Annotated in this window: 20 protein-coding genes, 1 tRNA gene and 1 pseudogene; 6 read left to right on the top strand and 16 right to left on the bottom strand. The window is 55.9% G+C overall.

Annotated elements, in window-relative coordinates; all coding sequences use genetic code 11:
* Positions 1-34: 34 nt before the first annotated feature.
* Genes GQR96_RS06120 through iolE form a run of 3 tightly spaced genes read right to left on the bottom strand, consistent with a single transcriptional unit; the run spans position 35 to position 3,165 of the window.
* Positions 35-1,066 carry a Gfo/Idh/MocA family protein gene (locus tag GQR96_RS06120; RefSeq protein ID WP_065903681.1) on the bottom strand — a complete coding sequence of 344 codons (1,032 nt, stop codon included), beginning with the start codon at positions 1,064-1,066 and terminating at the stop codon, positions 35-37.
* Between the two features lie 9 nt (positions 1,067-1,075).
* Positions 1,076-2,248: a Gfo/Idh/MocA family protein gene (locus GQR96_RS06115; protein WP_004202397.1), complete on the bottom strand. Its 1,173-nt coding sequence runs from the start codon at positions 2,246-2,248 to the stop codon at positions 1,076-1,078.
* A complete protein-coding gene (gene iolE / locus GQR96_RS06110) occupies positions 2,245-3,165 on the bottom strand; it encodes a myo-inosose-2 dehydratase (RefSeq protein ID WP_069734252.1) in 921 nt (306 codons plus the stop codon). The genes GQR96_RS06115 and iolE overlap by 4 nt, the downstream gene beginning before the upstream one ends.
* 573 nt (positions 3,166-3,738) lie before the next feature.
* Here iolE and GQR96_RS06105 point away from each other — a divergent pair.
* On the top strand, positions 3,739-4,164 hold the full coding sequence (locus GQR96_RS06105) for a hypothetical protein (protein ID WP_025999107.1): 426 nt from the start codon (positions 3,739-3,741) through the stop codon (positions 4,162-4,164).
* Positions 4,165-4,295: 131 nt separating this feature from the next.
* On the opposite strand, the gene lysS is transcribed toward GQR96_RS06105, so the two are convergent.
* The 7 genes from lysS to GQR96_RS06070 form a co-directional block, all read right to left on the bottom strand.
* On the bottom strand, positions 4,296-5,813 hold the full coding sequence (gene lysS / locus GQR96_RS06100; protein WP_004202393.1) for a lysine--tRNA ligase: 1,518 nt from the start codon (positions 5,811-5,813) through the stop codon (positions 4,296-4,298).
* 319 nt (positions 5,814-6,132) lie between these two features.
* Positions 6,133-7,608, bottom strand: a complete 1,476-nt coding sequence (dtpD, locus tag GQR96_RS06095) for a dipeptide permease DtpD (protein WP_004202391.1) — start codon at positions 7,606-7,608, stop codon at positions 6,133-6,135.
* A gap of 59 nt (positions 7,609-7,667) precedes the next feature.
* A complete protein-coding gene (gene cadA, locus GQR96_RS06090; protein ID WP_002892486.1) occupies positions 7,668-9,815 on the bottom strand; it encodes a lysine decarboxylase CadA in 2,148 nt (715 codons plus the stop codon).
* Positions 9,816-9,897: 82 nt separating this feature from the next.
* Entirely contained in the window at positions 9,898-11,232 is a 1,335-nt protein-coding gene (cadB, locus tag GQR96_RS06085; protein WP_004202389.1) for a cadaverine/lysine antiporter, read from the bottom strand.
* Between the two features lie 365 nt (positions 11,233-11,597).
* Entirely contained in the window at positions 11,598-13,166 is a 1,569-nt protein-coding gene (gene cadC / locus GQR96_RS06080) for a lysine decarboxylation/transport transcriptional activator CadC (protein WP_069135180.1), read from the bottom strand.
* Positions 13,167-13,455: 289 nt separating this feature from the next.
* Complete coding sequence (locus tag GQR96_RS06075; protein WP_004202387.1) at positions 13,456-13,728, bottom strand: YdgH/BhsA/McbA family protein; 273 nt, start codon at positions 13,726-13,728, stop codon at positions 13,456-13,458.
* Positions 13,729-13,828: 100 nt separating this feature from the next.
* Positions 13,829-14,749 (bottom strand): Kdo(2)-lipid IV(A) acyltransferase, encoded by a 921-nt coding sequence (locus tag GQR96_RS06070; protein ID WP_004202386.1) that lies wholly within the window; start codon positions 14,747-14,749, stop codon positions 13,829-13,831.
* A gap of 508 nt (positions 14,750-15,257) precedes the next feature.
* Here GQR96_RS06070 and GQR96_RS06065 point away from each other — a divergent pair.
* Positions 15,258-16,124 (top strand): GNAT family N-acetyltransferase, encoded by an 867-nt coding sequence (locus tag GQR96_RS06065; protein ID WP_004202384.1) that lies wholly within the window; start codon positions 15,258-15,260, stop codon positions 16,122-16,124.
* Positions 16,125-16,196: 72 nt separating this feature from the next.
* Here the strand turns inward: GQR96_RS06065 and GQR96_RS06060 are convergent, their stop codons facing one another.
* From GQR96_RS06060 to GQR96_RS06045, 4 genes are all read right to left on the bottom strand, one after another.
* Entirely contained in the window at positions 16,197-17,501 is a 1,305-nt protein-coding gene (locus GQR96_RS06060; protein ID WP_049004659.1) for a citrate synthase, read from the bottom strand.
* A gap of 45 nt (positions 17,502-17,546) precedes the next feature.
* The gene (locus GQR96_RS06055) at positions 17,547-17,687 is read right to left on the bottom strand and encodes a hypothetical protein (protein WP_032425838.1); all 141 of its coding nucleotides are present in this window, start codon (positions 17,685-17,687) and stop codon (positions 17,547-17,549) included.
* 368 nt (positions 17,688-18,055) lie between these two features.
* Positions 18,056-18,457: a hydroxyisourate hydrolase gene (gene uraH / locus GQR96_RS06050; protein ID WP_002892366.1), complete on the bottom strand. Its 402-nt coding sequence runs from the start codon at positions 18,455-18,457 to the stop codon at positions 18,056-18,058.
* Between the two features lie 391 nt (positions 18,458-18,848).
* Positions 18,849-19,142, bottom strand: a complete 294-nt coding sequence (locus GQR96_RS06045) for a hypothetical protein (protein WP_049092949.1) — start codon at positions 19,140-19,142, stop codon at positions 18,849-18,851.
* Positions 19,143-19,440: 298 nt separating this feature from the next.
* Between GQR96_RS06045 and GQR96_RS06040 the strand changes: the two are divergent.
* Positions 19,441-19,578 (top strand): annotated as a pseudogene (locus tag GQR96_RS06040) (integrase); the annotation flags it as partial.
* A 15-nt stretch (positions 19,579-19,593) separates the two neighbouring features.
* On the opposite strand, the gene GQR96_RS06035 reads toward GQR96_RS06040, so the two are convergent.
* Positions 19,594-19,670 (bottom strand) — tRNA-Arg (locus GQR96_RS06035).
* 339 nt (positions 19,671-20,009) lie between these two features.
* Here GQR96_RS06035 and folD point away from each other — a divergent pair.
* Positions 20,010-20,876 carry a bifunctional methylenetetrahydrofolate dehydrogenase/methenyltetrahydrofolate cyclohydrolase FolD gene (gene folD / locus GQR96_RS06030; protein ID WP_004143017.1) on the top strand — a complete coding sequence of 289 codons (867 nt, stop codon included), beginning with the start codon at positions 20,010-20,012 and terminating at the stop codon, positions 20,874-20,876.
* Position 20,877: 1 nt separating this feature from the next.
* Positions 20,878-21,090 carry a ribosome-associated protein YbcJ gene (gene ybcJ, locus GQR96_RS06025; RefSeq protein WP_004143016.1) on the top strand — a complete coding sequence of 71 codons (213 nt, stop codon included), beginning with the start codon at positions 20,878-20,880 and terminating at the stop codon, positions 21,088-21,090.
* A gap of 45 nt (positions 21,091-21,135) precedes the next feature.
* Here the strand turns inward: ybcJ and cysS are convergent, their stop codons facing one another.
* Positions 21,136-22,521, bottom strand: coding sequence for a cysteine--tRNA ligase (cysS, locus tag GQR96_RS06020; protein WP_004204706.1), 1,386 nt, complete (start codon positions 22,519-22,521; stop codon positions 21,136-21,138).
* A 175-nt stretch (positions 22,522-22,696) separates the two neighbouring features.
* On the opposite strand from cysS, the gene ppiB reads away from it, so the two are divergent.
* The gene (gene ppiB / locus GQR96_RS06015) at positions 22,697-23,191 is read left to right on the top strand and encodes a peptidylprolyl isomerase B (RefSeq protein WP_004151319.1); all 495 of its coding nucleotides are present in this window, start codon (positions 22,697-22,699) and stop codon (positions 23,189-23,191) included.

Genomic DNA, 23,191 nt, shown 5'->3' with positions numbered 1-23,191 from the left:
CGCGCTGCCTGCAAACCAAAGCCTGGCCGGCCCCTTAGCGTTCTTCGTTAAACACCGCGCCCACCTGGCGCCGCACCTCATCCATCACCTGCAGATTCTGCAGCACTCGACTGAGCGGCCGCAGCGGCGAGTCCTGCAGCCCCTGACCGACGCACCAGGCAAAATGCTCCGCCTGCCAGAACAGCTGGTCGTAGCGATTGCGCGGCTCTTCCCAGCGCAGCGCCTGCCCGCCCTGGCTGGCGGCGAGCGTGAACCCGCCGGGGGCGTAAAACTGACCGTCGATCGTCAGGGTCGCCTGGCGTCCGGCCACCACCGCCCCGCCCGGCGTGTTGCTGAACAACGTCGTGTTTAACAGCCCCTGCATCCCGTTCCGCCAGCTGAACAGCATCGACGTCTGGCCGTTAAGCCCCTCCGCCGTCGCGCTGCCGCGGGCGACTATCTCCTGCGGCATGCCGCCCACCATTAGCGCAAATGAGGTCAGATAGCTGCCGAGATCCATCATCGGCCCGCCGGCAAGGTCGGCATTAAAGATGCGGTGGTCGGTAGTAAAATACTCGCCGTGATCGGCCAGCAGGGTATGCAGGTCGCCGAGCACCCCATCCTCCATCAGCTGGCGGATCACATCATACTTCGGCGCGTAATCGCACCACATCGCCTCCAGCGCCAGCTTTCCCTGGCGGGCGGCTTCGGCCTGCAGTTCACGTCCTTCGCCAAGGTTGAGCGCGAAGGGCTTCTCGATCAGCACGTGTTTGCCCGCCTTCAGCGCCTGCATGCCGTCGGGAAAGTGATGGTTGTGCGGCGTCGCAATATACACCGCATCAATATCCGGACGCGCCAGCATCTCCGCCACATGGCCGTAAGCCTGGGGGATCCCCCATTCCGCGGCTACCCGGTCGGCCTTCGCCTGGCTGCGGGAGGCAACGGCCACCACCTGCTGCCGGCTCTGGGTTTTCAATGAGTGCACAAAGCGCTCGGCGATCCAGCCTGGACCGATGATGCCCCAGCGCAGGGAGGGAATGCTCTGCGCCGCCGGGCGGCGCGGGGTCGGTAATTGTGAGGGAAACATAGCGGCTCCTTAATCCTTAACCACGTTAACCCAGCGACGGCTGACCATCGAGGCTTCAATCGCCGACAGCACGCGCTGATTCTGTAAACCAAATTCAAAGCTGGGATAGCAGTCGTCGTCCCCGCAAATCCCCTGCACCAGGTCATGTACTTCAATCACCTTGACGTCAAAATAGCCCAACCCGCCGCCGCCAAAATCGAAGCCGAAGAAGCCGGCATAGGCCGGGATCTGGCTCCCGGCATACAGCGTTTTAAAGCCGCGGTCGTGTTTGTCATCGCGGAAGCGATAGACCTGCAGTTCGTTAAAGCGCTCCCCGTCCATATACAGCGTGCCTTCGGTGCCGGAGACCTCCCAGAACACGCCGAAGATACGCCCGGCGGCGATGCGCGAGGCTTCAATCACCCCCGCGGCGCCGCTGTCAAAATTGACCAGACACTGAACCTGATCGTCATTTTCCACTTCCCGCCACTCGGCATCGGCCGCGACCCGGCTGGCATACCCGGCATCGGTCTGCGGTACCGGACGCTGGCGCAGACAGGTTTGCGCGCTGGCGGTCACTTCACGGATCCCGCCCATCAAAAACTGGGCGACGGACAGGGTATGGGCGCCGAGGTCGCCAAGCGCCCCGCTGCCGCCGAGGGTTTTCGAGCAGCGCCAGGACCAGGGCAGGTTCGGGTCGTTATAAAACCCCTGATCAAAGGTGCCGCGAAAGCGCACCGGTTCGCCAATATCGCCCCGGGCGATAATCTGCTTTGCCAGCAGCGCCGCCGGGGTTTTGATGTTATTAAAGGCCACCATGGTCTTCACCCCCGCGCGCCGGGCCGCCTGCGCCATCTCCTGCGCCTGCTGCTCGTTAACCGCCAGCGGCTTCTCGCAATAGACATGTTTACCCGCCGCGATCGCCGCCATCGCCATCGTGTAGTGCAGATGGTTCGGCGAGGTAATATCCACCACGTCCACCAGCGGATCGTTCACCAGTTCGCGCCAGTCACCGTAAGCCTTCTCCGCCCCCAGCTTCACCGCATGACGTTCGGCCAGCGCCTGATCCTGATCCGCCAGCGCGTAAAGATAGGGGCGCTTCGGCAGATCGGGATAGAACATGGCCGCGCGACGGTAAGCGTCGGCGTGCGCCTGGCCCATAAAACCGGAGCCGATGAGACCAATATTTAACCGCGCGCTCATGATGCGTGCTCCTCTGATGATGAAGGGGACGAGAAATGGTGCGCCAGCCAGGCGAAGGCGCGGCGGGCGGTGGCCAACGGCGGCGCCATCGCCGGGTCCTGCTCGGCTTCGATAATCAGCCAGCCGCGGTAGTCGCTGTCGCGGGCAAAGTCGAGGATCGGCGCATAGTCGATGCAGCCGTCGCCTGGGATGGTAAACAGCCCGGCGCGCACCGCCTCGTTAAAGCTCAGGTTTTCGCGATACAGGCGCCCCAGCACCTGCGGACGGACGTCTTTCAGATGCAGATGGCGGATACGGTGACCATATTTTTCCAGCACGCGCGGGATATCGACCCCGGCGACGAAGGCGTGTCCGGTATCAAACGCCAGCCCGACGTTGTCATGGGTCTGTGACAGAAGCCGCTCCAGCTCGTCGTCGTGCTCCACCAGCATCATCAGGTGATGGTGATAGGCCAGCCGCAGACCGTAGTCCCGCAGCAGCAGGTCGGCAAAGGTATTCAGCTTATGACAATACGCCGTCAGACTGACGCGGCTTAACGGCGGTGAGAGCGAGATCGGCTCATCAAGCGGCGTTTCACCGGGCAGTTGCCCGCACTCGCCATAGACCATGACCCTGGCGCCGAGCTGCTGCAGGAGCTGCGCGTGGCCCCGCACCGCCTCCAGCTCCGCTTCCACGCTGCGGTCAGCCAGTAAGCCGCTGTACCAGCCGGACGCCAGCCGCAGGTCAGCCGCCGCCAGCAGAGGCCCCAGCGTCTCCGCCTGGCGGGGAAACTTGCGCCCTAACTCAATGCCCTGAAACCCCGCCTCCCGCGCCTCGCGCAGACAGGTGTCGAGAGGGATATCGCCGCCTAAATCCTCCAGCACATCGTTGGTCCAGCACAGGGGGCTAATGCCCCACTGCAGGTGCTCTGTCGCCATGTTTATCTCCTTTTCAGCCAGTCGTCTGGTGTGCCGTCACTATAAGCAGGCGACGACCAGCGATGAAAACGGAGAAATGATGGAAATCCATCATTGCCGCGGGCGGAATATCCGTTGTCGCCAGTAGCCCTGAAAAATTAATGGAAATAATGCTTGCCGCAGGCTTATTTTGCAGATAAAAATTACTGGCTTAATAACCCGTTTCAGAGGTTATCCCTTTCATTCAAAATATGATGATAGCAATATGAAAAAAACTCAATACCGCACCAGCGCGGGCTTTAGCCCTGCGCCCAGGCCTGGCCTGCTGTTATTTGCGTAAGTGACAAATAATCGCTTTTAAAACATCAATTACTTAACATTCTCTCTGCAATAATATGACAAGCAGCGGGAAGATACGGTGATAAATAAAATCAGGGTAATGATGTTTTTACAAATAAATAACCCTTCGCCTTTCTGCTCATTATTTGACAGGAATGGCTGCGGTTATATTTATTCTGACGCCCCCGGAGAATACACCAATGTGTATCAACCTTTATGACAATGCGCGCCGCTATCGCAATGAGAAACAATAAGATGAATAAGACCTGGCTTTTCACCACCCTCACCCTGGCGCTGGTCGCCGCCGCGCCGGCCCACGCCATTAGCGCGAAATACCGGGAGCAGCTTGAACGCTCCGGCTGTACGCAGATGACCGACGGGACCACCTGCGATATTCATAAAACCAAAGCCGAGAATGCCGCCGCCGCGCAGCAGGCCAGCAGCGGCTTCGGCCCCTGGCTGGGCACCTGGTATGTTTATACTGAATATGGCGATAAAATTGATGAGATTACCGTCACCGCTAAAACGGTGAAAACTCATGGTCATCTGGTGGAGGACGCGAAAGCGAGCCAGGGTAAGCTGACTTTCCGGGTGAAAAACTCAACCTTTACTCTCAACGACGCCTTTAACGGCAACTGGACAAACGGCAGCCAGCGCGGCACGTTGCAAAAAATAGAGTAAACTCCCTGCTCCCCGGCGGGGGCACACCATGCCGATAGACTGCGGTGACCGGTTCATCCGGCCAGGCAAGCAATGTGATGTGACTCATGCGGGGAGACCTCCCGGCGCGGGCCGGGAGGGAGTGCAACAGATTACTTCTGCGGACGCATGGCCGGGAAGAGGATTACGTCGCGGATGGTATGGCTGTTGGTAAACAGCATCACCATGCGGTCGATACCGATGCCCAGACCGGCGGTCGGCGGCAGGCCGTACTCCAGCGCGGTGACGTAGTCTTCGTCATAGAACATCGCTTCGTCATCGCCCGCCGCTTTGGCGTTGACCTGATCCTGGAAACGCTGCGCCTGATCTTCCGCATCGTTCAGCTCGCTGAAACCGTTACCGATTTCGCGGCCGCCGATGAAGAACTCGAAGCGGTCGGTGATTTCCGGGTTCACGTCGTTGCGGCGCGCCAGCGGGGAGACTTCCGCCGGGTATTCGGTAATGAAGGTCGGCTGGATGAGGTGCGCTTCCGCCACTTCATCGAAGATTTCGGTGACGATGCGCCCCAGACCCCAGCTTTTCTCTACCTGAATGCCGAGAGATTCCGCCAGCGCTTTCGCCGCGTCGAAGTTATCCAGATCCGCCATGTTGGTTTCCGGACGATGTTTTTTGATCGCCTCGCGCATGGTCAGTTTTTCAAACGGCTTGCCGAAGTCAAACACCTGGTCGCCATACGGCACTTCGGTTTTGCCCAGCACCGTCTGCGCCAGGGTGCGGAACAGCGACTCGGTCAGTTCGATCAGGTCTTTGTAGTCCGCGTACGCCATGTACAGTTCCATCATGGTGAACTCTGGGTTATGACGTACCGAGATCCCTTCGTTGCGGAAGTTACGGTTGATTTCAAACACGCGTTCGAAACCGCCGACCACCAGACGTTTCAGATACAGTTCCGGCGCGATGCGCAGGTACATATCGAGATCGAGCGCGTTGTGATGAGTGATAAACGGACGGGCGGACGCGCCGCCAGGGATCACCTGCATCATCGGGGTTTCCACTTCCATAAAGCCGCGAGCCACCATGAACTGACGCATGGTCGCGAGGATCTGCGAGCGGATGCGGAACGTATGGCGCGACTCTTCGTTAGCGATCAGATCCAGATAGCGCTGGCGATAGCGGACTTCCTGATCCTGCAGGCCGTGGAATTTATCCGGCAGCGGGCGCAGGGCTTTGGTCAGCAGGCGCAGCTCGGTGCAGTGGATGGAGAGTTCGCCGGTTTGCGTTTTGAACAGCTTGCCGCGGGCGGCAATGATGTCGCCGAGATCCCATTTCTTAAACTGTTCGTTGTAGACGCCTTCCGGCAGGTCATCGCGGGCCACGTACAGCTGGATACGGCCGCCGACGTCCTGGAGGGTGACGAAGGAGGCTTTGCCCATCACGCGGCGGGTCATCATCCGGCCGGCCACCGCAACTTCAACGTTCAGGGAAGCGAGTTCATCGTTATCCTTCGCATCGAATTCAGCGTGCAATTGGTCAGAGGTATGATCGCGACGGAAATCGTTGGGGAAAGCTACGCCCTGCTCACGCAGCGCAGCCAGTTTTTCGCGACGAGTTTTCAGTTCATTATTAAGGTCAATGGCCTCATCGGCACCTTGTGCTTGTTGTTCAGACATATGGGTTCCTCATAACCTTGCTTTCAAACTAGCTTCGATAAATTGAACCAGGTCACCCTTCCGCGCGGCCTGTCTCCGGCTTTACACCGAAGAACAAGAGTAACGAATCTGGCTTCACTTCAAGCTGATCTCACTCAGCTATGCCTTCACTAACGGTATTTTTTATCGTTGGCTTCCGCGCCTGCCAGAATATCCTCCTCCTGTTCACTACGCTGTGCAAGGAGCGGCTTTGCGCTCCGCTGTTGATGGAATACCCCCGGTCGCGCTGCGCTTACCGGGGCGATAAATCGCGCTGGCCGATAGCCCGCCGGGACGCGCATCAGGCGCCGCCGCCGGGAAGTTCGCCAGCCGCCGCGCGGCGTTTGCCGACGCTACAGGCTGCGGCAAAGGCGATAATCACCATCACCGCCACGCAGCCGAGGGTCCATTCCCCCATCTGCGAGAAGAAATGCTGATAGGCGGCAATCGCCGTATCGCTGATTTGCGATTCGGTGGTCTGCTGGGCGACCACGCCCGCCAGCCAGTTGGCCACCGCGCCGGTGGCCAGCATGTAGATCCCGGTCAACACCCCGGTGACGCCGGGCATGTTCAGGCGGGTGATTTGCGCCATCGCCACCGGGTCGATAAACAGTTCGGCAAAGCCCATCATCGCCAGCCCGGCGACCATCATGCCCATCGAGGCCTGACCGTCAGCGGCGCCGTGGCGGGCATTAAGCGCCAGCAGCATAAAGCCGCCGCCCATCAGCAGCAGGCCGAAAGCGAATTTCAACCAGACGCGCAGCACCGAACGTACGCTGCCTTCCGGGCGCATCAGCCACGCCAGTACCACGCCGGCCGCCATCACCGCCACCGCATTAACCGACTGGAACAGCGCCGTCGGCACCTCCCAGTTCAGCAGGCGGCGGTTAACAAAGTGGTCGATAAACAGGCTAATCGAGCTCCCGCCTTGCTGAGCCAGCACCCAGAACAGCGTCCCGGCAAGCATCAGCAGGACGATCTGCCATAGCGCGCGACGATGCTCGGGCGCTTTGATCATGATCCGCGCCACCATCTGGGCGGCAAACAAGCAGACGATCGCCAGCAGATAGCCGGACCAGTTGTTTTGCAGTAGCAGTGTGAAGAACACCGGCGCAAGGCACAGCATCACCAGCAGCCAACCCCAGGTCGGCAGCACGAATTTCACCGCCCGCAGCGCCGGTTTATCGACGCCGCGGGTATGCCGGAAATGGCGGCTGCCGCTTAAGAAAATCATCAGTCCGATGAACATACCGATTCCCGCCAGGGCGAAGCCGATATGCCAGCCGTACCACTGGGCCGCCAGCCCGCAGGCGATGGGCGCGGCGATGGAGCCGACATTGCCGGCGGCGTACAGCAGCGAAAAGCCGCCGTCGCGACGCGGATCGTCGTGGGCGTAGAGTTCGCCAAGCAGGCAGCTGATATTGGATTTGAACAGGCCATAGCCGCAGATAATGATCGCCAGCGCGACGTACAGGCTCCATGCGGAGGTCGACTCAACGCCCAGCACCACGTGGCCGAGAGTCATCAACAGCGCCCCGGCAATCACCGCCGTGCGGTTGCCGAGCAGGCGGTCGGCAAGCCAGCCGCCGAGAATAGGGGTAACGTAAACCAGAGATGCGTAAGCGCTGAACAGGCTGATGGCGTGGCTGTCGTCAAAGCCAAGCTGGTGGGTGAGGTAGAGGATGAGTAAGGCGCGCATGCCGTAAAAGCTGAAGTACTCCCAGATCTGGATCGCAACGATGTAGTAAATCGCGCGCGGCTGTGAGGGTGTTTTCATGTGTTCTCCTTGCAGCGTGAAAAAGGGAAGTGGCAAGCCACTTCCCTGGTGTGCGTCTATTACTTGTTATTCTCTTCTTTCAGCACTTTAACGGTGTAACGACCATCCGCCTGACGATAGGCGCCGTGGATATCGGTTTCGAAGCCCGGGTAGTGGGCGCCGATTTCGCACAGCATCTGCAGGAACTCCAGCACCGGACGGCTCTCTTCGGTGATCATTTCACCCGGCATCACCAGCGGCACTCCCGGAGGATACGGCAGGATCATGTTGGCGTTGACGCGGCCGACCATCTCTTCGAGGTACACTTCTTCCGTCTGACCGTGCAGCTCTTTCTGGAACGCGGCATACGGGGTCATCACCATCGATGGCAGCACTTCGAAGGCGCGGAACATCAGATCCGGCAGGTTGTGGTGCTCAATCAGTTTGTGAATGTTCTGCGCCAGGTCCTGAATACGCATGTTCTCATAGAATTCAGGATCTTCACGGTACAGCGACGGCAGCATGTTTTTCACCCGCAGGTTCAGGTCGAACGCGCGTTTGAAGTCGGTCAGCGCACGCAGCAGGCTCAGCGCTTTGGTTTTGTCGATACCGATGCTGAACAGGAACAGCAGGTTGTACGGACCGGTTTTCTCCACCACGATGCCGTGTTCGTCGAGATATTTCGCCACGATGCTTGCCGGAATACCGAAGTCATCCATGGTGCCGTCTTTCTTCATCCCCGGGGTCAGCAGCGTGACTTTGATCGGGTCGAGGTACATGTGTTCGTTATCGATGTTTTTGAAACCGTGCCATGCGCTGTCGGAGCGCAGCGGCCAGCATTCAGGGCCGTCGATATGTTCCGGCTGCCATACGTCGAAGAACCAGCCGTCAGACTCGCCTTTCAGACGTTTGATCTCTTTACGGAACTTGATGGAACGTTCGATAGAGCCGTCGATCAGGCGCTTACCGGCGTTGCCTTTCATCATCGCTGCCGCGGTTTCGGTGGACGCCACGATCCCGTAGTGCGGAGAGGTGGTGGTGTGCATCATGTAGGCTTCGTTAAAGGTCTCTTCGTTAACGTCGCCTTTCACGTGGATCATCGACGCCTGAGAGAACGCCGCCAGCAGTTTGTGCGTGGACTGGGTTTCGTAAATCACTTTCCCTTCGACGCGGCCGCCGCTCATCCCGCATTTGCCTTCATAGATCGGCGAGAAGTTGGTGTAAGGCACCCACGCGGAGTCAAAGTGGATGGATTTCACATCCAGGGTTTTCTTGATGAAGTCAGTGTTGTACAGCAGACCATCGTAAGTCGAGTTGGTGATCACCGCATGTACCGGCCAGGTCGCGTTCGGCGTCTCTTTCACACGCTTGGCGATAGTCGCGTGCTGGAATTCGCTCTGCGGGATACCGCCGAGGATGCCGTAGGCGTTACGGGTCGGACGGAAGTAGATCGGCGTAATGTCGCTCATCATCATCAGGTGAGTCAGCGATTTGTGGCAGTTACGGTCAATCAACACGGTGCTGCCGGCCGGCGCGGAGTACATACCGACGATTTTGTTGGCGGTAGAGGTGCCGTTGGTCACCATATAGCTGCGTTCAGCGTTGAATACGCGAGCGATATACTCTTCCGCTTCTTTGTGCGGGCCGCTGTGGTCCAGCAGGGAACCCAGTTCAGAAACCGAAATCGAGATATCGGATTTCATGGTGTTGGAGCCAAAGAAATCGTAGAAGATGCTGCCTACCGGGCTTTTCTGGAAGGCGGTACCGCCCATGTGGCCCGGGGTACAGAAGGTGTATTTGCCTTCACGCACATATTTGAACAGCGCTTTGGTCAGCGGCGGCAGAATGGTGTCGATATATTCGTCAGTGTTCTGTTTGATTTTGTTCGCGATATCTTCCGCAGCGCCCAGCGCATATTCGAAGAAGCGAACCTGCATGCGCAGATCGTTCAGGCTAACGTCCAGCGTGGAGTAGGTGTTAGCGAACGCATACAGCGGCATGTACTCGTTCATTTTGCTGATTTCTTCGCACAGCTCGAGATTGTATTTATCCCAGTCGAAGATCACGCCGCACAGACGAGAGTTGTTTTCGATCAGTTTTAATAAGTCGTCACGGTCGTTCGGGTAGACAATGCGGAAGTCCAGGCGTTCGAGAGCACGATGCAGTTCACGGATGGGTTCTTCTTTGAAGTAAACCCCCATGTGATTCATGATTGCAATAACGTTCATAGTCAAATCTCCAGATGTAGAAAGCCCCTCCCGTCGCGCTATGACAGGTGATGGAAGGAGCCTCAGGAAAAAGGGTTACTGATTAGTGCGCGTTAGCGGGGCTGTTGCTATCCGATGTGTTGTTCTGGCGCTGGTGCATTTTGCGACCGTAGAACATCAGGATAATCAGGCTAACGATAAAGGTGCCGGCCAGTTCGAAGGAGCTTGCGCCCATCAGCGCGATGAAGCAGAACACGCAACCCAGTACCGAACAAATCAGGCTGACAAAGTTACGGATGTTGATGCCTTCAAAACGAATCAGGTCAACACAGGAGTAGAAGTAAGGCAGCATGGTCAGCAGTACCGCGATACCGGTCAGTTCGCCGAACAGGTCAGAGGCTTTACCACCGGCGGAGTTCATCAGGGTAATCAGTACCATCAGCGCGGTCATTTTCACTGCGGCCAGCAGCAGGCCTTTTTTCGGGATACCGTTGCTATCAACTTCGCCATACACTTTCGGGAAGTTACCGTCGTTGGCGGCGCGGACACCGGCCTGGCCAACCAGCATCATCCACGAGCCCAGAGAAGTCAGGCAGGCAAAGGCGGTGAAAGCGGATACCATCGGCGCAGCCCAGCCGCCGAGAATAGTAGAGGCGCTAATCGCGAACGGCGCACCCGACGCGGCCATCTGAGAAGCAGGATACATACCGGCGATAACCTGAGTCGCGGCGATATAGACGATACCGGCCATCGCAGTACCCAGCATGGTAGCCAGCGGTACGGTACGTTTCGGGTTTTTCACCATCCCGGTACTCACGGCGGCGGATTCTACGCCAACGAAGGCCCACAGGCAGAGCAGGATACTTTTAATGACCGCGTGGCTATCGGTGGTGCTGGAGGTGTTCCAGTTCGCCTGATAGGTAGCGACATCAAACCAGTGCCAGCCGACGACCGCGGTCATCACCACTGGAATAAGCACCAGCACCAGACCAATGGTGGTCAGACGGCTGACCCAGGTCCCGCCGAGCATATTAACGAAAGTAAAGATCCACACGATGGCAATACAGGCAATCCCTGCTGGCACCGGGTTATTTAAAATGGGGAAGAACGTAGACAGATAAGAAACCGCGGTAATCCCGATAGCCAGGTTACCAATCCAGTTTGCATGATAATAAAGCACACCGGTCTGGAAACCGAATGCCGGAGATATTTCTCCTGCGTAAGCAATTGGGCCACCCTGCTGCGGGTTTTTAGTGGCCAGTCGGGCATAAACATAAGCCAGAGACATCGCACCAATAATTGAAATTACCCAGCCCCAAATGGCAATACCACCGATGCTGGCCAGGTTCGCAGGTAATAATGCAATACCGCTCCCCATCATATTACCGGCGACGACACCGGTACAGGCAAATAGCCCGATCTTCTTGGCAGAACTCATGGTTGTTTTTCTCCTAAGTTTATTTGGGAGGTACAGATCATGATACAGAACCATTAATTGACCCGACCAACTGCCAACAAGATTACTGATTTGTACGAGATAAGTCCTAAAGATAAAGTGAAATAACAACAAACATCAGACAAATGATATTTTGACCTTTTTCGCTTAACATATAAACATGACAACAGGGTGTCAGAAAAAGATAAACATTGTTATTTTACATGCACTTAAACCAGATGCGGTGTGTTGCCGAACTGTTATTTAAAGCCTCCTGAATGCTAAATACAAATAACAACATGAGGCTTCATGAGAAACATAAATTTAACCTCATCATGCCCAAAACCTTGTACACGATGAGGGTTTACTTATTCTGAAGAGAGGAAATTATCGAGATACGGAACCACCCGGTTGACCGACGTCTGGAAAACCCCGTTTTCAATCCAGTACAATGTGTCTCCCCCGGGGCGTAAATTAAACGCCGTAATGTAAGAATCCGCTGCCAGCCGGTTCTCACCTTTCATCTCATAGACTTTGCCTAACAGCACATAATTCAGCCACGACATCTCTAAATCGATCGCACTGTTAATCGCGGTATTCGCTTCATCGACTTTGCCCTTCCCCAGTAAATCCACCGCTTTTACTTGATAATAAATCGCCATGTCTTTAATACCCGGCATCTCCCCTACCCGCTCAACTTCGCTATAGAGGGCTGCCAGCTGTTTATCATCCAGCGGCTGTTGCGAATGGCGTAATACATCCACCAGCGTTTTTTCGGCATACGCGTAAATAAAATCAGGCGCCCGCTTAATCACATCATCCAGCAGGCTGCTGGCCTTGCTTAATGAGTCAACATCGCCCTTCATTAACAGCTGATGCGACTGGTAGAAATAGGTTAACGCCACGCTTTGCGAGGGTTGATACTGCCTGAGCATCGCCTGCATCCGCGCCGGCCACGGCTGCGTCAGGGCATCCGACAGGCTGTTCATCAGATCGTTCTGGATGGTGAGCTGGTTGTCATTGGTCACAAAGTAGCGCTTATCGAGCATCGTCGAGCTGTCGGCATTATCCACCAACTGTACCGACATAAAGCACTGCTGCGCCCGGTAGTGGCGCTGATTGACGAACTCAATGGTTAGCGTTTTACCGGAACTGCTCGGCTCATTGATGTTGTAGTCCGTTTTGTCATGCACCATAAAGGTCGAGAAGGTGTTCAGCGAGGTGGTGATCAGGCTGGCCAGGCCGACCGCGTAGGAGTGCTGCGACGACCAGTTGGTGCAGGAGTTACCATTCACCAGGTGGATATCGATATCGCGCGGATTAAGCAACAGGCGCGCCTTGTTGACCGGCGGCCGCGATTCCATGCTCGACAGCGCCACCAGCGCCACGCAGGTGCCCAGCGCCAACAGGAACAGTCCCCACACCAGGGCGGTGGTGAGCCGTTTACGCACTGACGGCGCACTGGCCACTGTCGGAGCGGGAGCTGGCACGGCGGGATCGGCGGCGGAGACGGGCGCATCGGGCGGCGCACCGGCAGCCGGCGGCGCGGTCGCGGCGACCGAAGGCGAAGGCGTCAGCGCCTGCATCTGTGGGGCGAGTTCCTCCCCTTCTTCGGTGCACCAGATCACCGGCACCGTGAGCTTATACCCCCGTTTGGGTACCGTCGCGATGTACTCAAGGCTAACGTCGTCGCCGTCTTTGAGCGACTTGCGCAGTTCAGAAATACTCTGCGTGACGACGTGGCTGGTCACAACGTTCCGGGTCCAGACGTTTTCGATAAGCTCGTCCCGGCTAAGCACTTCCCCCGGATGGCGAGCGAAAAAGACCAGAAGGTCGATTAAACGCGGTTCAAGGGTAAGCTGGCGCCCCTTCCTGCTGATTTGGTTTACAGAGGGGGTTACCAGCCATTCACCGACGCGAACAACAGGTTGTAGCATACAAGAAAGCCCCAGACAAAAAGGGAAAGGCGCGATGATAACACATTTGTCCTACCTATTTTTGCCAGGGGTCACTCCCTCAGGCATTAGGTTGGAATTCGCCTTTTAGCGACAATAAAAAGCAATATTTCATTAACATCGTGATCATCAAATTCATATATAGCGATAAAAAACGTTTTCGCTTCCGCTTAGCCGTCGGAACGTGGGCAGCGGAAAAAAATAAGCCCGGAGGCGTAATGCGCTCCAGGCTCAGTCAGTGGCGTGCCGTTATGGCACGCGGAAGAATCGATTATTTATACACTTCCGCTGTGGCTTCAAAGTTAGGACCATGCTCACGCGCAGCAGTAATCACGTAGTACTTTCCGCCTTTCTCATCGGCCAGCTTGGAGAGCTGATCGTGCAGATCGGAAGGTGAAGAGAACTGCCCACCTGACGGCCCCACCGAGATCGGTCCGACCTTGGTCAGTTTAAAGTGTTTAGCTTCTTCTTTGGTGATCAACTGCGCGGCGGACGCGCCAAACGCAACGGCGGAAAGGGCTAACGCGACTATCACTTTTTTCATCCTGCAATCTCCTTGGAATGGGCCTTAGATCAGGCTCTTTCAGTATAGACGGCGATTTAATAAGCGTGCTACCGGTGCGCTGATTTTTTGGCCGCAGCGTTCAGTAACGCGGCGGCACCCCTTCCGGGCGGGTCTTAAAGCGCCGGTGCAGCCACATATATTGTTCAGGCGCCATCAGGATGCACTGTTCGATAATCTGGTTCATCCACGCCGCGGTAACCTCGGCGCTGGCCAGCGGCGGCGTGCGCTCCGGCGTCAGGGAGATCAGCTCATATCCCATACCGTTAGGCTTGCGTCGCGGAACAAACGGCACAATCGTCGCCCCGGACATCTTCGCCAGCATCCAGGTGCCGGTGGTGGTCGCCGCCTGCTCGACAGCAAACAGCGGCGCAAAAACGCTGCTGGCCGGCCCGTAATCATGATCCGGCGCGTACCAGAGGATCTCTCCCTCTTTCAGCGCCCTGACCATGCCTTTCAGATTTTTTCGATCCAGCATGGTCTTGTTCGAGCGCAAGCGTCCCCAGGTCTGCAGCCAGTCAATCAGCGGGTTATCATTGGGCCGGTAGACGCCGATCCCCGGGGTAAACATGCCATACATTCGCGCCCCCATTTCGAGGGTCAGAAAATGGATACCGATCAGTAAGATGCCCTGCTTTTGTTCCAGAAGTTCGACCACCTCGTTTACGCCGCTGGTCTCGGTCCAGCGCGCCACCCGGTGCGTCGGCCAGAACCAGGCCATGCCGGTCTCCATCAGCCCCATGCCCAGCGATTCAAAGTTTTTCACCAGCAGTGCCTCACGCTCGGTGACGCTCATCGCGGGAAAGCAGAGTTCGAGATTACGTCTGGCAATCCGTGCGCGGCTTTTCATCACCCGCATTGCCAGCCGCCCGAGCGCAGTGCCCAGTCGGTAGATCACCGGATACGGTAATTGCACCAGCAGCCATAAGAGGCCAATTCCCAGCCATAATAGCCAGTAACGCGGGTGCAATAGCGCGCGGGAAAATTTGGGTAAATTTGACATAGTAATCCTGTTAATTCACTCAATAATAGCTGAGCAAAAACCGCGAAATAAAGTAGCGGATCCTGCCGGTTGTATTTTTCCAATTCGTGCGGTAACACTAAGACACAAAGCACGATATTATACGTTGTTCAATCACTAATTTCAGTATTGCGATTGCGGCTACTCTATTATTAGCCACATCGCGTAAAACTTCCTTTTTTATGCATAAAAAAATAAACCAGACCTCTACAGCGCGACTGGTTGCCCAAAAAACAAACAGCATATTTTCTCATCGCCTGTTGCATTGGCCCCGTGGTTGCTCTGCAGCACGGAGATAACATGCTGCACGGCGGGATGTTCAACGTCATTTGTGACGCCTTCATGCGGTTATTTGTGACTCGGGCAAAGGTTAAGCATCGACATTGCGGATCCTTTTCCCAGATATGCTACGTTTACAGCGCTCATTCGACGCAAGTGCCTTTGCCGACGTCGTCGCTTTCAGAAGCCATAGTGAGAAGGAACTATGACAATGAATTATCAATTAGTGAAGCAAGTCAGAGAAAATAACATATTAAGAAAAAGCTTCATTGACCTTGCCGTTAAGACTTTCGACCTGTCTTTTGAAGAGTGGTATCAACAAGGTTACTGGACCGACGCCTATATCCCCTACGCCTTTGTCGAACGTAATAAAATTATCGCTAACGCCTCGGCCAACATCATCGATCTGCGCTGGCAGGGCGAGCCCCGGCGGTATATTCAGATTGGTACCGTGATGACCGAACCGGACCACCGCAATAAGGGATTAGCCGGCCAGCTTATCCACCATATTCTGCAGGACTGGCAGCAGGAGGCGGACGCCTTCTTTTTATTTGCCAATCCCACCACGGTGGATTTTTACCCCAAATTTGGTTTCACCCGCAGCGAAGAGCATCAATATATTATGCCGGTCGCTCCGCGCGCTGGTGATTTTCGCAAACTGGATATGGACAGCGCTGACGATGTCGCCCTGCTCCGCCATTACTATGAAAAATCCAACCCGTTCTCACCGCTGCGGGTGGAGCACAACTTTGGCCTGCTGATGTTTTATTGCTCAGCCTTTATGAAGCATTTCGTTTACTATTCGGCAAAAAATGAGGCAGTGGTTATCGCCATGCAAAACGGTCCGGTGCTGATCTGCTTTGACCTGTTCTGCGATGCGGGCAAAAGCCTGTCGACGCTGGTCAACGAGCTGGCCGATGACCATGTTTACCAGGCTATCCTCGGCTTTACCCCCAATGAAGACCGGCTCGGCGAGTACGAGAAGATTGAAGGAGAAGATATCCTCTTTGTCTATGACCAGAAGGAAAACTTGTTTAAAGACAGGAAGTTGATGTTTCCTTTACTGGCGCATGCCTGACGGCGCCGCGCCGTCAGGCCGATCAGTTATAGGTCACCACGAAGGTCGCGCTGGCGTTCGCTTCGCCCGCTGTCACTGCGGGCCCGTTGACCGCTCGCCGCGTCGGGAGACGTAATCCCGATAGCCCTCGCCAACGTAAATCTGCCGTGGCCGGTAGATGGTCAGCGGCGCCTGGTGCATCTCGTTCCAGTGCGCCACCCAGCCGACCGTCCGACCGACCGCGGTGACCACCGCAAACATCGACGAAGGCAGATTCATCGCCTTGAGGATCACCGCGGTATAAAAATCCACGCTCGGCGACAGGCCATTTTCCACAAAGTAGGGATCGGTCAGCGCCACGTCCTCAAGGGCCATCGCCACCTGCAGCAGACGGTCAGACATGCCTACCTCCGCCAGGACCCGATGGCTGGTTTCACGCAGGATATCGGCGCGCGGGTCACGGTGACGGTAGCGCGAGTTGCCAAAACCGAGGCGGCGAAATGCCTGCGGGTCGCGCTTTGCCTGACGCAGAAACGCCGGAACCTGATCGACGCTTTCAATTTCCTCCAGCATCCGCATGCTCGACTCATTGGCGCCGCCGTGCATCGGTCCCCATAATGATGCCAGCCCGGCGGCGACGCAGGCGAATAAGTTCGCTCCGGAGGAGCCCGCCGCGCGCACCGTGGTGGTGGAGGCGCACTGCCCGTGATCGGCATGCAGGACCAGGATCTGGTTCATCGCCTGCTCGATAACCGGATTGAGGACGTACTTTTCGGCCGGGATAGCAAACAGCATCTGCAGGAAATTTCCGGCATAGGAGAGATCGTTGCGCGGATAGGCGGCGGGTTGTTCAATGGTGTACTTGTAGCTCATGGCGGCGATAGTGGGCATTTTCGACAGCAGCCGCGTGGCGGCCAGCGCCCGGTGCTGCGGATTTTCCACGTCCAGAACATCATGATAGAACGCCGCCAGCGCCCCCACCAGAGCACACATCAGCGCCATCGGGTGCGAATCGCGGCGAAAGCCGCTGCACATGCGGGCTATCTGCTCGTGCACCAGGGTATGGCGGGTGATGGTCTCGCGAAACGTTTGATAGCTGGCCTCATCCGGCGCGTCGCCCCGCAGCATGATGTACGCCACCTCGAGAAAATCACACTGGCGAGCCAGCTGATCCACCGGATAGCCGCGGTGCAGCAGCACGCTGTTTTCCGTATCGATCCACGAGATCGCCGACTGGCATCCGGCGGTGTTGGCAAAGCCAGGGTCGTAGCTGCAGAATCCGGAGTGATTCAGCTCGCGTATGTCGACTCCCACATGGCCCCGGGTTCCCGGCACCTGCGGCAGGGTGATGGGCGTCGGTTGCCCGGCAATAGAAAGCGTTAACGGTGTGGTGCTCATCCTGTCAGTTCCCCCAGCAGCTTATCAGCGACCTGAAGTCATTCTTCAGGCGGAAAGAGCAACATAACCAATGTGATGCAGCTTATTCATTGATGTCATCACTATAACTCTGACAAAGAGGATATTTTGCTGGCCTTTCCGGGGAAACAGGCCATCTTTCCCCACCCCATCGTCGGATAGCGGCACAAATCGCCAAGGATAAAGGCGATCAGCGCTGTCAAAATTTACGCTGAGTACAGAAAGGATGAAGAGGAGCTACCATGAATTTTGTGCTGTCGATGACGCTTATCTGCATCGCCATCGCCTGGCTGATGATGAGCCTCCTGCCGGTGTAGGCGCAGCGCTTTCCGGCCCGCCAGAGATTTATCCCTGGTATTGACCTTTCCTCACGGTCTGCGTATCTGAGGATTTCCCACCCTGCCAGCGATGTCCGGCGAGGCCATTAACACGTAAAAGAGGAAGAGACCGGGCGTTAGGCGTGGAGGTCGTTGTGCGGGGAAAGGGTGACGCCTGCGGGAGACGCGCAGGCGTTGGCTGGATAGCGGCTTGGGTCATCAGCTGCCGCGGTAGGTAGAGTATCCGTACTGACTGAGCAGCAGCGGGATATGCAGTTTTTGATTTTGCTTTGTGACATTGAAAATAACCGGAATCACCGGGAAGAACGTATTCATGTTTTGGCTTTTAAAATAGTCACCGGTTTTAAACGTCACTTTATAAACCCCCGGCTCCATATTCTCTGCCTGCGGATAGAGCGATTTAATCCGCCCATCGGCATCCGTTTTGCCGGTGGCGATATGCTGCCAGCTCTCCCCTTGCTGCTTATCCAGCTCAATCTGCACACCCGGCGAAGGGAGCCCGGTTTGCTGATTAAGAATGTGTACGCTGAGCGTGCCCTCTGGCGCCGCCAGCGCGCTGAAGCTGAGAAGGGAAATTACAGAGGCGATAACTAATTTCATAATCGTGACCTTTTGGGCAAGTGAAAGTGCCCTAACTATAGTCAGGGCGGCGGGGAAAAAAATTAAACTTTTTGTTATCAGATTGAGTTGATGGGTACTGTCCCCACACACAACACGCTGAACCGGTTTTGTCGTGAGAAGAGGGAGTGTCTGATGTGTGAGTAACCCCGTGCTCTTCGTAACAGGATACGTGGCACTTAATCCGTCAGAGAGGGAAAAGATTAACTGGGGTCAAATATCAAAAGGTTAAATAATATATGCCGTGGCCTCTGCCGCCTCTAACAGAACAGTGCTTACTGCAAATGGCCTGCCGTATTCGAAATAATCATTTAATATAATTTAACCTACTATTCCAGTGTAAGTAATCACCTGGTTCAGATAATGATTATTATCATTGATTCTCTTGTCGCCACGCCTTCACCATCTCCTTTGTTACCTCTTTCTTGTAGCAAATAGGTGAGTACCCACCAGCTTTGCTCCAGGCGCTGCGGCCACCGCACGAGCTGCCGTTCCGGGCGGTATTGAAGGGACAGGCACAGGTACCGGGATAGGATGCGACAGAGTCATCAATAATTCTTTGCCTGACCTGATCATCGCTTAAGGAATTCGATTTGGCGATGGAAATATCTGATGCAAAGACACACACAACAGCGAATACGGAGATGACGACGAATTTGATGTTCATTTGGATCTTTCCAGGCAGTGGATGAACATCGAGGGTATGCTTTCAAATAGTGTTCAATATTGATCTTTAACAACTGTACTTCACGCCAGCTTAAAATGCGATACTTAACCCAGTCAGACATAACCTAAAGCTATAATGACTATTAGCCTGTTACCGGCAACATATTTTCACATTCCTGCAGAGCGCTTATTCTGCACTCAGCTATAACCAGCATTAACCATTCTGTTCGATATTGCAGAGCCGTAATGCTGTACTCTCACTGGCCATCGTCCGACAGATACTGCAAGACATTAGAATCATCGAAATGGTCCGTCGCTATGCTCACCTGGCGCCGAACCACCTGACTGAACACGCACGGAAAATTGACTCGATTTTTGCAGAAGATGTCCCACATATGTCCCACAAGGAAAAATCAGCGACTGGAGGAAGTAATTAAGTGATTGATTATTAATGGCACGCCCTACAGGATTCGAACCTGTGACCTACGGCTTAGAAGGCCGTTGCTCTATCCAGCTGAGCTAAGGGCGCCCTGAGAAGCGAGTGCTTCGCGGAGTGAAACGCCTGGAATTATACGGTCCACGTCGGTTGAGTCAATCCATTTTGCCAGGAAACTGTGGAGCTTATACGACGCTGGCGAAATATCCTCCACCAACTGTACAAGAAGCGTACCAGCGGGGCTCTTACGCCAGTAAATCGACTGAGTGGCCAGGCGCAACGCACCAATAACCATGTAATAACCAGGGTCAAAACAGGCTAAATTCGCCCCGGACAGGATAAAACAGCAAACGAGGACTGACAGCGAGGCCGGCTTCTGACAAAATATCCTCATCCCCCTTTCGTAAAGATACAGATGGAATCCTCTCTCTGATGGCAGCAAAAATTATTGACGGTAAAACGATTGCGCAGCAGGTACGCTCTGAGGTTGCGGAAAAAGTGAAGGCTCGCGTTGCGGCCGGAAAACGCGCCCCTGGGCTGGCCGTCGTGCTGGTCGGCAGCAACCCGGCCTCGCAGATTTATGTCGGCAGCAAGCGCAAAGCATGTGAAGAAGTGGGCTTCGTCTCCCGCTCTTACGATCTCCCGGAAACCACCAGCGAAGCCGAGCTGCTGGAGCTTATCGACACCCTGAATGCCGATAAGACCATCGACGGTATTCTGGTTCAGCTGCCCCTGCCTGCAGGGATAGATAACGTCAAAGTTCTTGAGCGCATCGCGCCGGATAAAGACGTTGACGGCTTCCATCCTTACAACGTTGGCCGCCTGTGCCAGCGGGCGCCGCGCCTGCGTCCGTGCACCCCACGCGGTATCGTGACGCTGCTGGAACGCTACAATATCGACACCTACGGCCTGAATGCGGTGGTCATTGGCGCCTCCAATATCGTTGGCCGCCCAATGAGCATGGAGCTGCTGCTGGCCGGCTGCACCACCACCGTCACCCACCGCTTTACCAAAAACCTGCGCCATCATGTCGAAAACGCCGACCTGCTGATCGTCGCGGTGGGTAAACCGGGCTTTATTCCTGGCGAATGGATCAAAGAAGGGGCGATTGTGGTCGATGTCGGCATTAACCGTCTGGAAAGCGGCAAAGTGGTCGGCGACGTGGTGTATGAAGATGCCGCTGAACGCGCCTCCTACATCACCCCGGTTCCCGGCGGCGTTGGCCCGATGACCGTCGCCACTCTGATTCAGAACACGCTGCAGGCGTGCGAAGAGTACCACGACGTTGAGGAGGCCTGAGATGGCGACATTTTCCTTAGGAAAACACCCGCACGTTGAGCTGTGCGATCTGCTGAAACTCGAAGGCTGGAGCGAAAGCGGCGCCCAGGCGAAGATCGCCATCGCCGACGGGCTGGTAAAAGTCGACGGCGCGGTGGAAACCCGCAAACGCTGCAAAATCGTCGCCGGTCAGACGGTGAGCTTTGAAGGCCAGAGCGTCACCGTCACGGCCTGACAGCGAAAAGGAAAACGCCCGCTTAAGCGGGCGTTTTTTTATGGCTTACTTCCGGCGCCAGGTGGTGCCCTGCGGGCCATCTTCCAGCACGATACCCATCTCGTTAAGACGATCGCGCGCCGCATCCGCCGCCGCCCAGTCTTTCGCTTTACGCGCGTCCAGACGCTGCTGGATAAGCGATTCAATTTCCGCCACTTCCGCGTCGTCAGCCTGCGCGCCGCTCTGCAGGAAGGCGTCCGGCTCCTGCTCCAGCAGCCCCAGCACCGACGCAAGCTTACGCAGGTGGGCCGCCATGGCGTTCGCCGCGGCCGCGTCCTCGGTTTTCAGACGGTTCACTTCGCGAGCCATATCGAACAGCACCGAGTAGGCTTCCGGGGTGTTGAAGTCATCGTCCATAGCCTCGATAAAGCGTGCTTCGAAGGCTTCGCCGCCCGCCGCGTCGACGGATTTGTCGGTACCGCGCAGCGCGGTGTACAGACGCTCCAGCGCCGAACGCGCCTGCTTGAGGTTCTCTTCGCTATAGTTCAGCTGGCTGCGATAGTGGCCGGACATCAGGAAGTAGCGAATCGTCTCGGCATCGTAATACTTCAGCACGTCGCGGACGGTAAAGAAGTTGCCCAGCGATTTCGACATCTTCTCGCGGTCGACCATCACCATGCCGGAGTGCATCCAGTAGTTGACGTACTCGCCGTCATGGGCGCAGGTGGACTGAGCGATTTCGTTTTCGTGATGCGGGAACATCAGATCGGAACCGCCGCCGTGAATGTCAAAATGGTTGCCCAGCTGTTTGCAGTTCATCGCCGAGCACTCAATATGCCATCCCGGACGGCCTGCGCCCCACGGCGACGGCCAGCTTGGCTCGCCCTCTTTCGACATTTTCCACAGGACGAAGTCCATCGGATTACGCTTGACGTCAACCACGTCGACGCGCGCCCCCGCCTGCAGCTGATCGAGATCCTGACGCGACAGCAAACCGTAGTTCGGGTCTGTCGGCACATCGAACATTACGTCGCCGTTATCCGCCACATAGGCATGGCCTTTGGCGATCAATTGCTCGGTAATCTCGATGATCTCCGCAATATGATGCGTCGCGCGCGGCTCGCTGTCGGGACGCAAAATATTCAGGGCGTCAAAATCCTTGTGCATTTCGGCGATCATCCGATCGACCAGCGCGACAAAGCTTTCGCCGTTTTCATTAGCGCGCTTAATGATTTTGTCGTCGATATCGGTGATATTGCGCACGTACTTCAGCTTATAGCCGAGAAAACGCAGATAACGCGCCACAACGTCAAAAGAGACGAAGGTACGCCCATGGCCGATGTGACAGAGATCGTAAACGGTAATACCACACACGTACATGCCGACTTCCCCGGCATGGATAGGTTTAAATTCCTCTTTCTGGCGCGTCAGTGTATTAAAAATTTTTAACATCGAAGATTCCGTGTAGACGTGTGTGGGTAATGAAGCCTCTATAATACCCATAATTCAGACAGGACGCAGCACACATTGCAAGGTGCATCGACCCCCGCGGTTATGCTATAACACCCCCCTATATCTCACCCGACACCGGGTGCTGGCACCACACTCATCGGAACAGGATGCAAAAATGGTTACTTTCCACACCAATCATGGCGATATCGTAATCAAAACGTTTGACGACAAAGCGCCGGAAACAGTTAAAAACTTCCTGGACTACTGCCGCGAAGGTTTCTACGACAACACCATTTTCCACCGTGTTATCAACGGTTTCATGATTCAGGGCGGCGGTTTTGAACCTGGCATGAAACAAAAAGCGACCAAATCTCCGATTCAGAACGAAGCGAACAACGGTCTGAAAAACACCCGCGGCACGCTGGCGATGGCCCGTACTCAGGCGCCGCACTCTGCCACCGCGCAGTTCTTCATCAACGTGGTTGACAACGACTTCCTGAACTTCTCCGGCGAAAGCCTGCAGGGCTGGGGCTACTGCGTCTTCGCGGAAGTGGTTGAAGGCATGGACGTGGTTGACAAAATCAAAGCGGTTGCCACCGGCCGCAGCGGCATGCACCAGGATGTGCCGAAAGACGATGTGATCATCAAAAGCGTCACCGTCAGCGAGTAA

Source organism: Klebsiella sp. PCX (assembly GCF_021869705.1).
In the GTDB taxonomy this organism is placed as follows: Bacteria; Pseudomonadota; Gammaproteobacteria; order Enterobacterales; family Enterobacteriaceae; genus Klebsiella; species Klebsiella quasipneumoniae.
Note: the sequence above shows the minus strand (reverse complement) of the source record. Positions and strands in the feature narration are given on the sequence as shown.

Coding starts and splice junctions, on each gene's coding strand:
- GQR96_RS06120 (WP_065903681.1), bottom strand. CDS start 1,066: ATGTTTCCCTCACAATTACCGACCCCGCGCCGCCCGGCGGCGCAGAGC.
- GQR96_RS06115 (WP_004202397.1), bottom strand. CDS start 2,248: ATGAGCGCGCGGTTAAATATTGGTCTCATCGGCTCCGGTTTTATGGGC.
- iolE (WP_069734252.1), bottom strand. CDS start 3,165: ATGGCGACAGAGCACCTGCAGTGGGGCATTAGCCCCCTGTGCTGGACC.
- GQR96_RS06105 (WP_025999107.1), top strand. CDS start 3,739: ATGAATAAGACCTGGCTTTTCACCACCCTCACCCTGGCGCTGGTCGCC.
- lysS (WP_004202393.1), bottom strand. CDS start 5,813: ATGTCTGAACAACAAGCACAAGGTGCCGATGAGGCCATTGACCTTAAT.
- dtpD (WP_004202391.1), bottom strand. CDS start 7,608: ATGAAAACACCCTCACAGCCGCGCGCGATTTACTACATCGTTGCGATC.
- cadA (WP_002892486.1), bottom strand. CDS start 9,815: ATGAACGTTATTGCAATCATGAATCACATGGGGGTTTACTTCAAAGAA.
- cadB (WP_004202389.1), bottom strand. CDS start 11,232: ATGAGTTCTGCCAAGAAGATCGGGCTATTTGCCTGTACCGGTGTCGTC.
- cadC (WP_069135180.1), bottom strand. CDS start 13,166: ATGCTACAACCTGTTGTTCGCGTCGGTGAATGGCTGGTAACCCCCTCT.
- GQR96_RS06075 (WP_004202387.1), bottom strand. CDS start 13,728: ATGAAAAAAGTGATAGTCGCGTTAGCCCTTTCCGCCGTTGCGTTTGGC.
- GQR96_RS06070 (WP_004202386.1), bottom strand. CDS start 14,749: ATGTCAAATTTACCCAAATTTTCCCGCGCGCTATTGCACCCGCGTTAC.
- GQR96_RS06065 (WP_004202384.1), top strand. CDS start 15,258: ATGAATTATCAATTAGTGAAGCAAGTCAGAGAAAATAACATATTAAGA.
- GQR96_RS06060 (WP_049004659.1), bottom strand. CDS start 17,501: ATGAGCACCACACCGTTAACGCTTTCTATTGCCGGGCAACCGACGCCC.
- uraH (WP_002892366.1), bottom strand. CDS start 18,457: ATGAAATTAGTTATCGCCTCTGTAATTTCCCTTCTCAGCTTCAGCGCG.
- GQR96_RS06045 (WP_049092949.1), bottom strand. CDS start 19,142: ATGAACATCAAATTCGTCGTCATCTCCGTATTCGCTGTTGTGTGTGTC.
- folD (WP_004143017.1), top strand. CDS start 20,010: ATGGCAGCAAAAATTATTGACGGTAAAACGATTGCGCAGCAGGTACGC.
- ybcJ (WP_004143016.1), top strand. CDS start 20,878: ATGGCGACATTTTCCTTAGGAAAACACCCGCACGTTGAGCTGTGCGAT.
- cysS (WP_004204706.1), bottom strand. CDS start 22,521: ATGTTAAAAATTTTTAATACACTGACGCGCCAGAAAGAGGAATTTAAA.
- ppiB (WP_004151319.1), top strand. CDS start 22,697: ATGGTTACTTTCCACACCAATCATGGCGATATCGTAATCAAAACGTTT.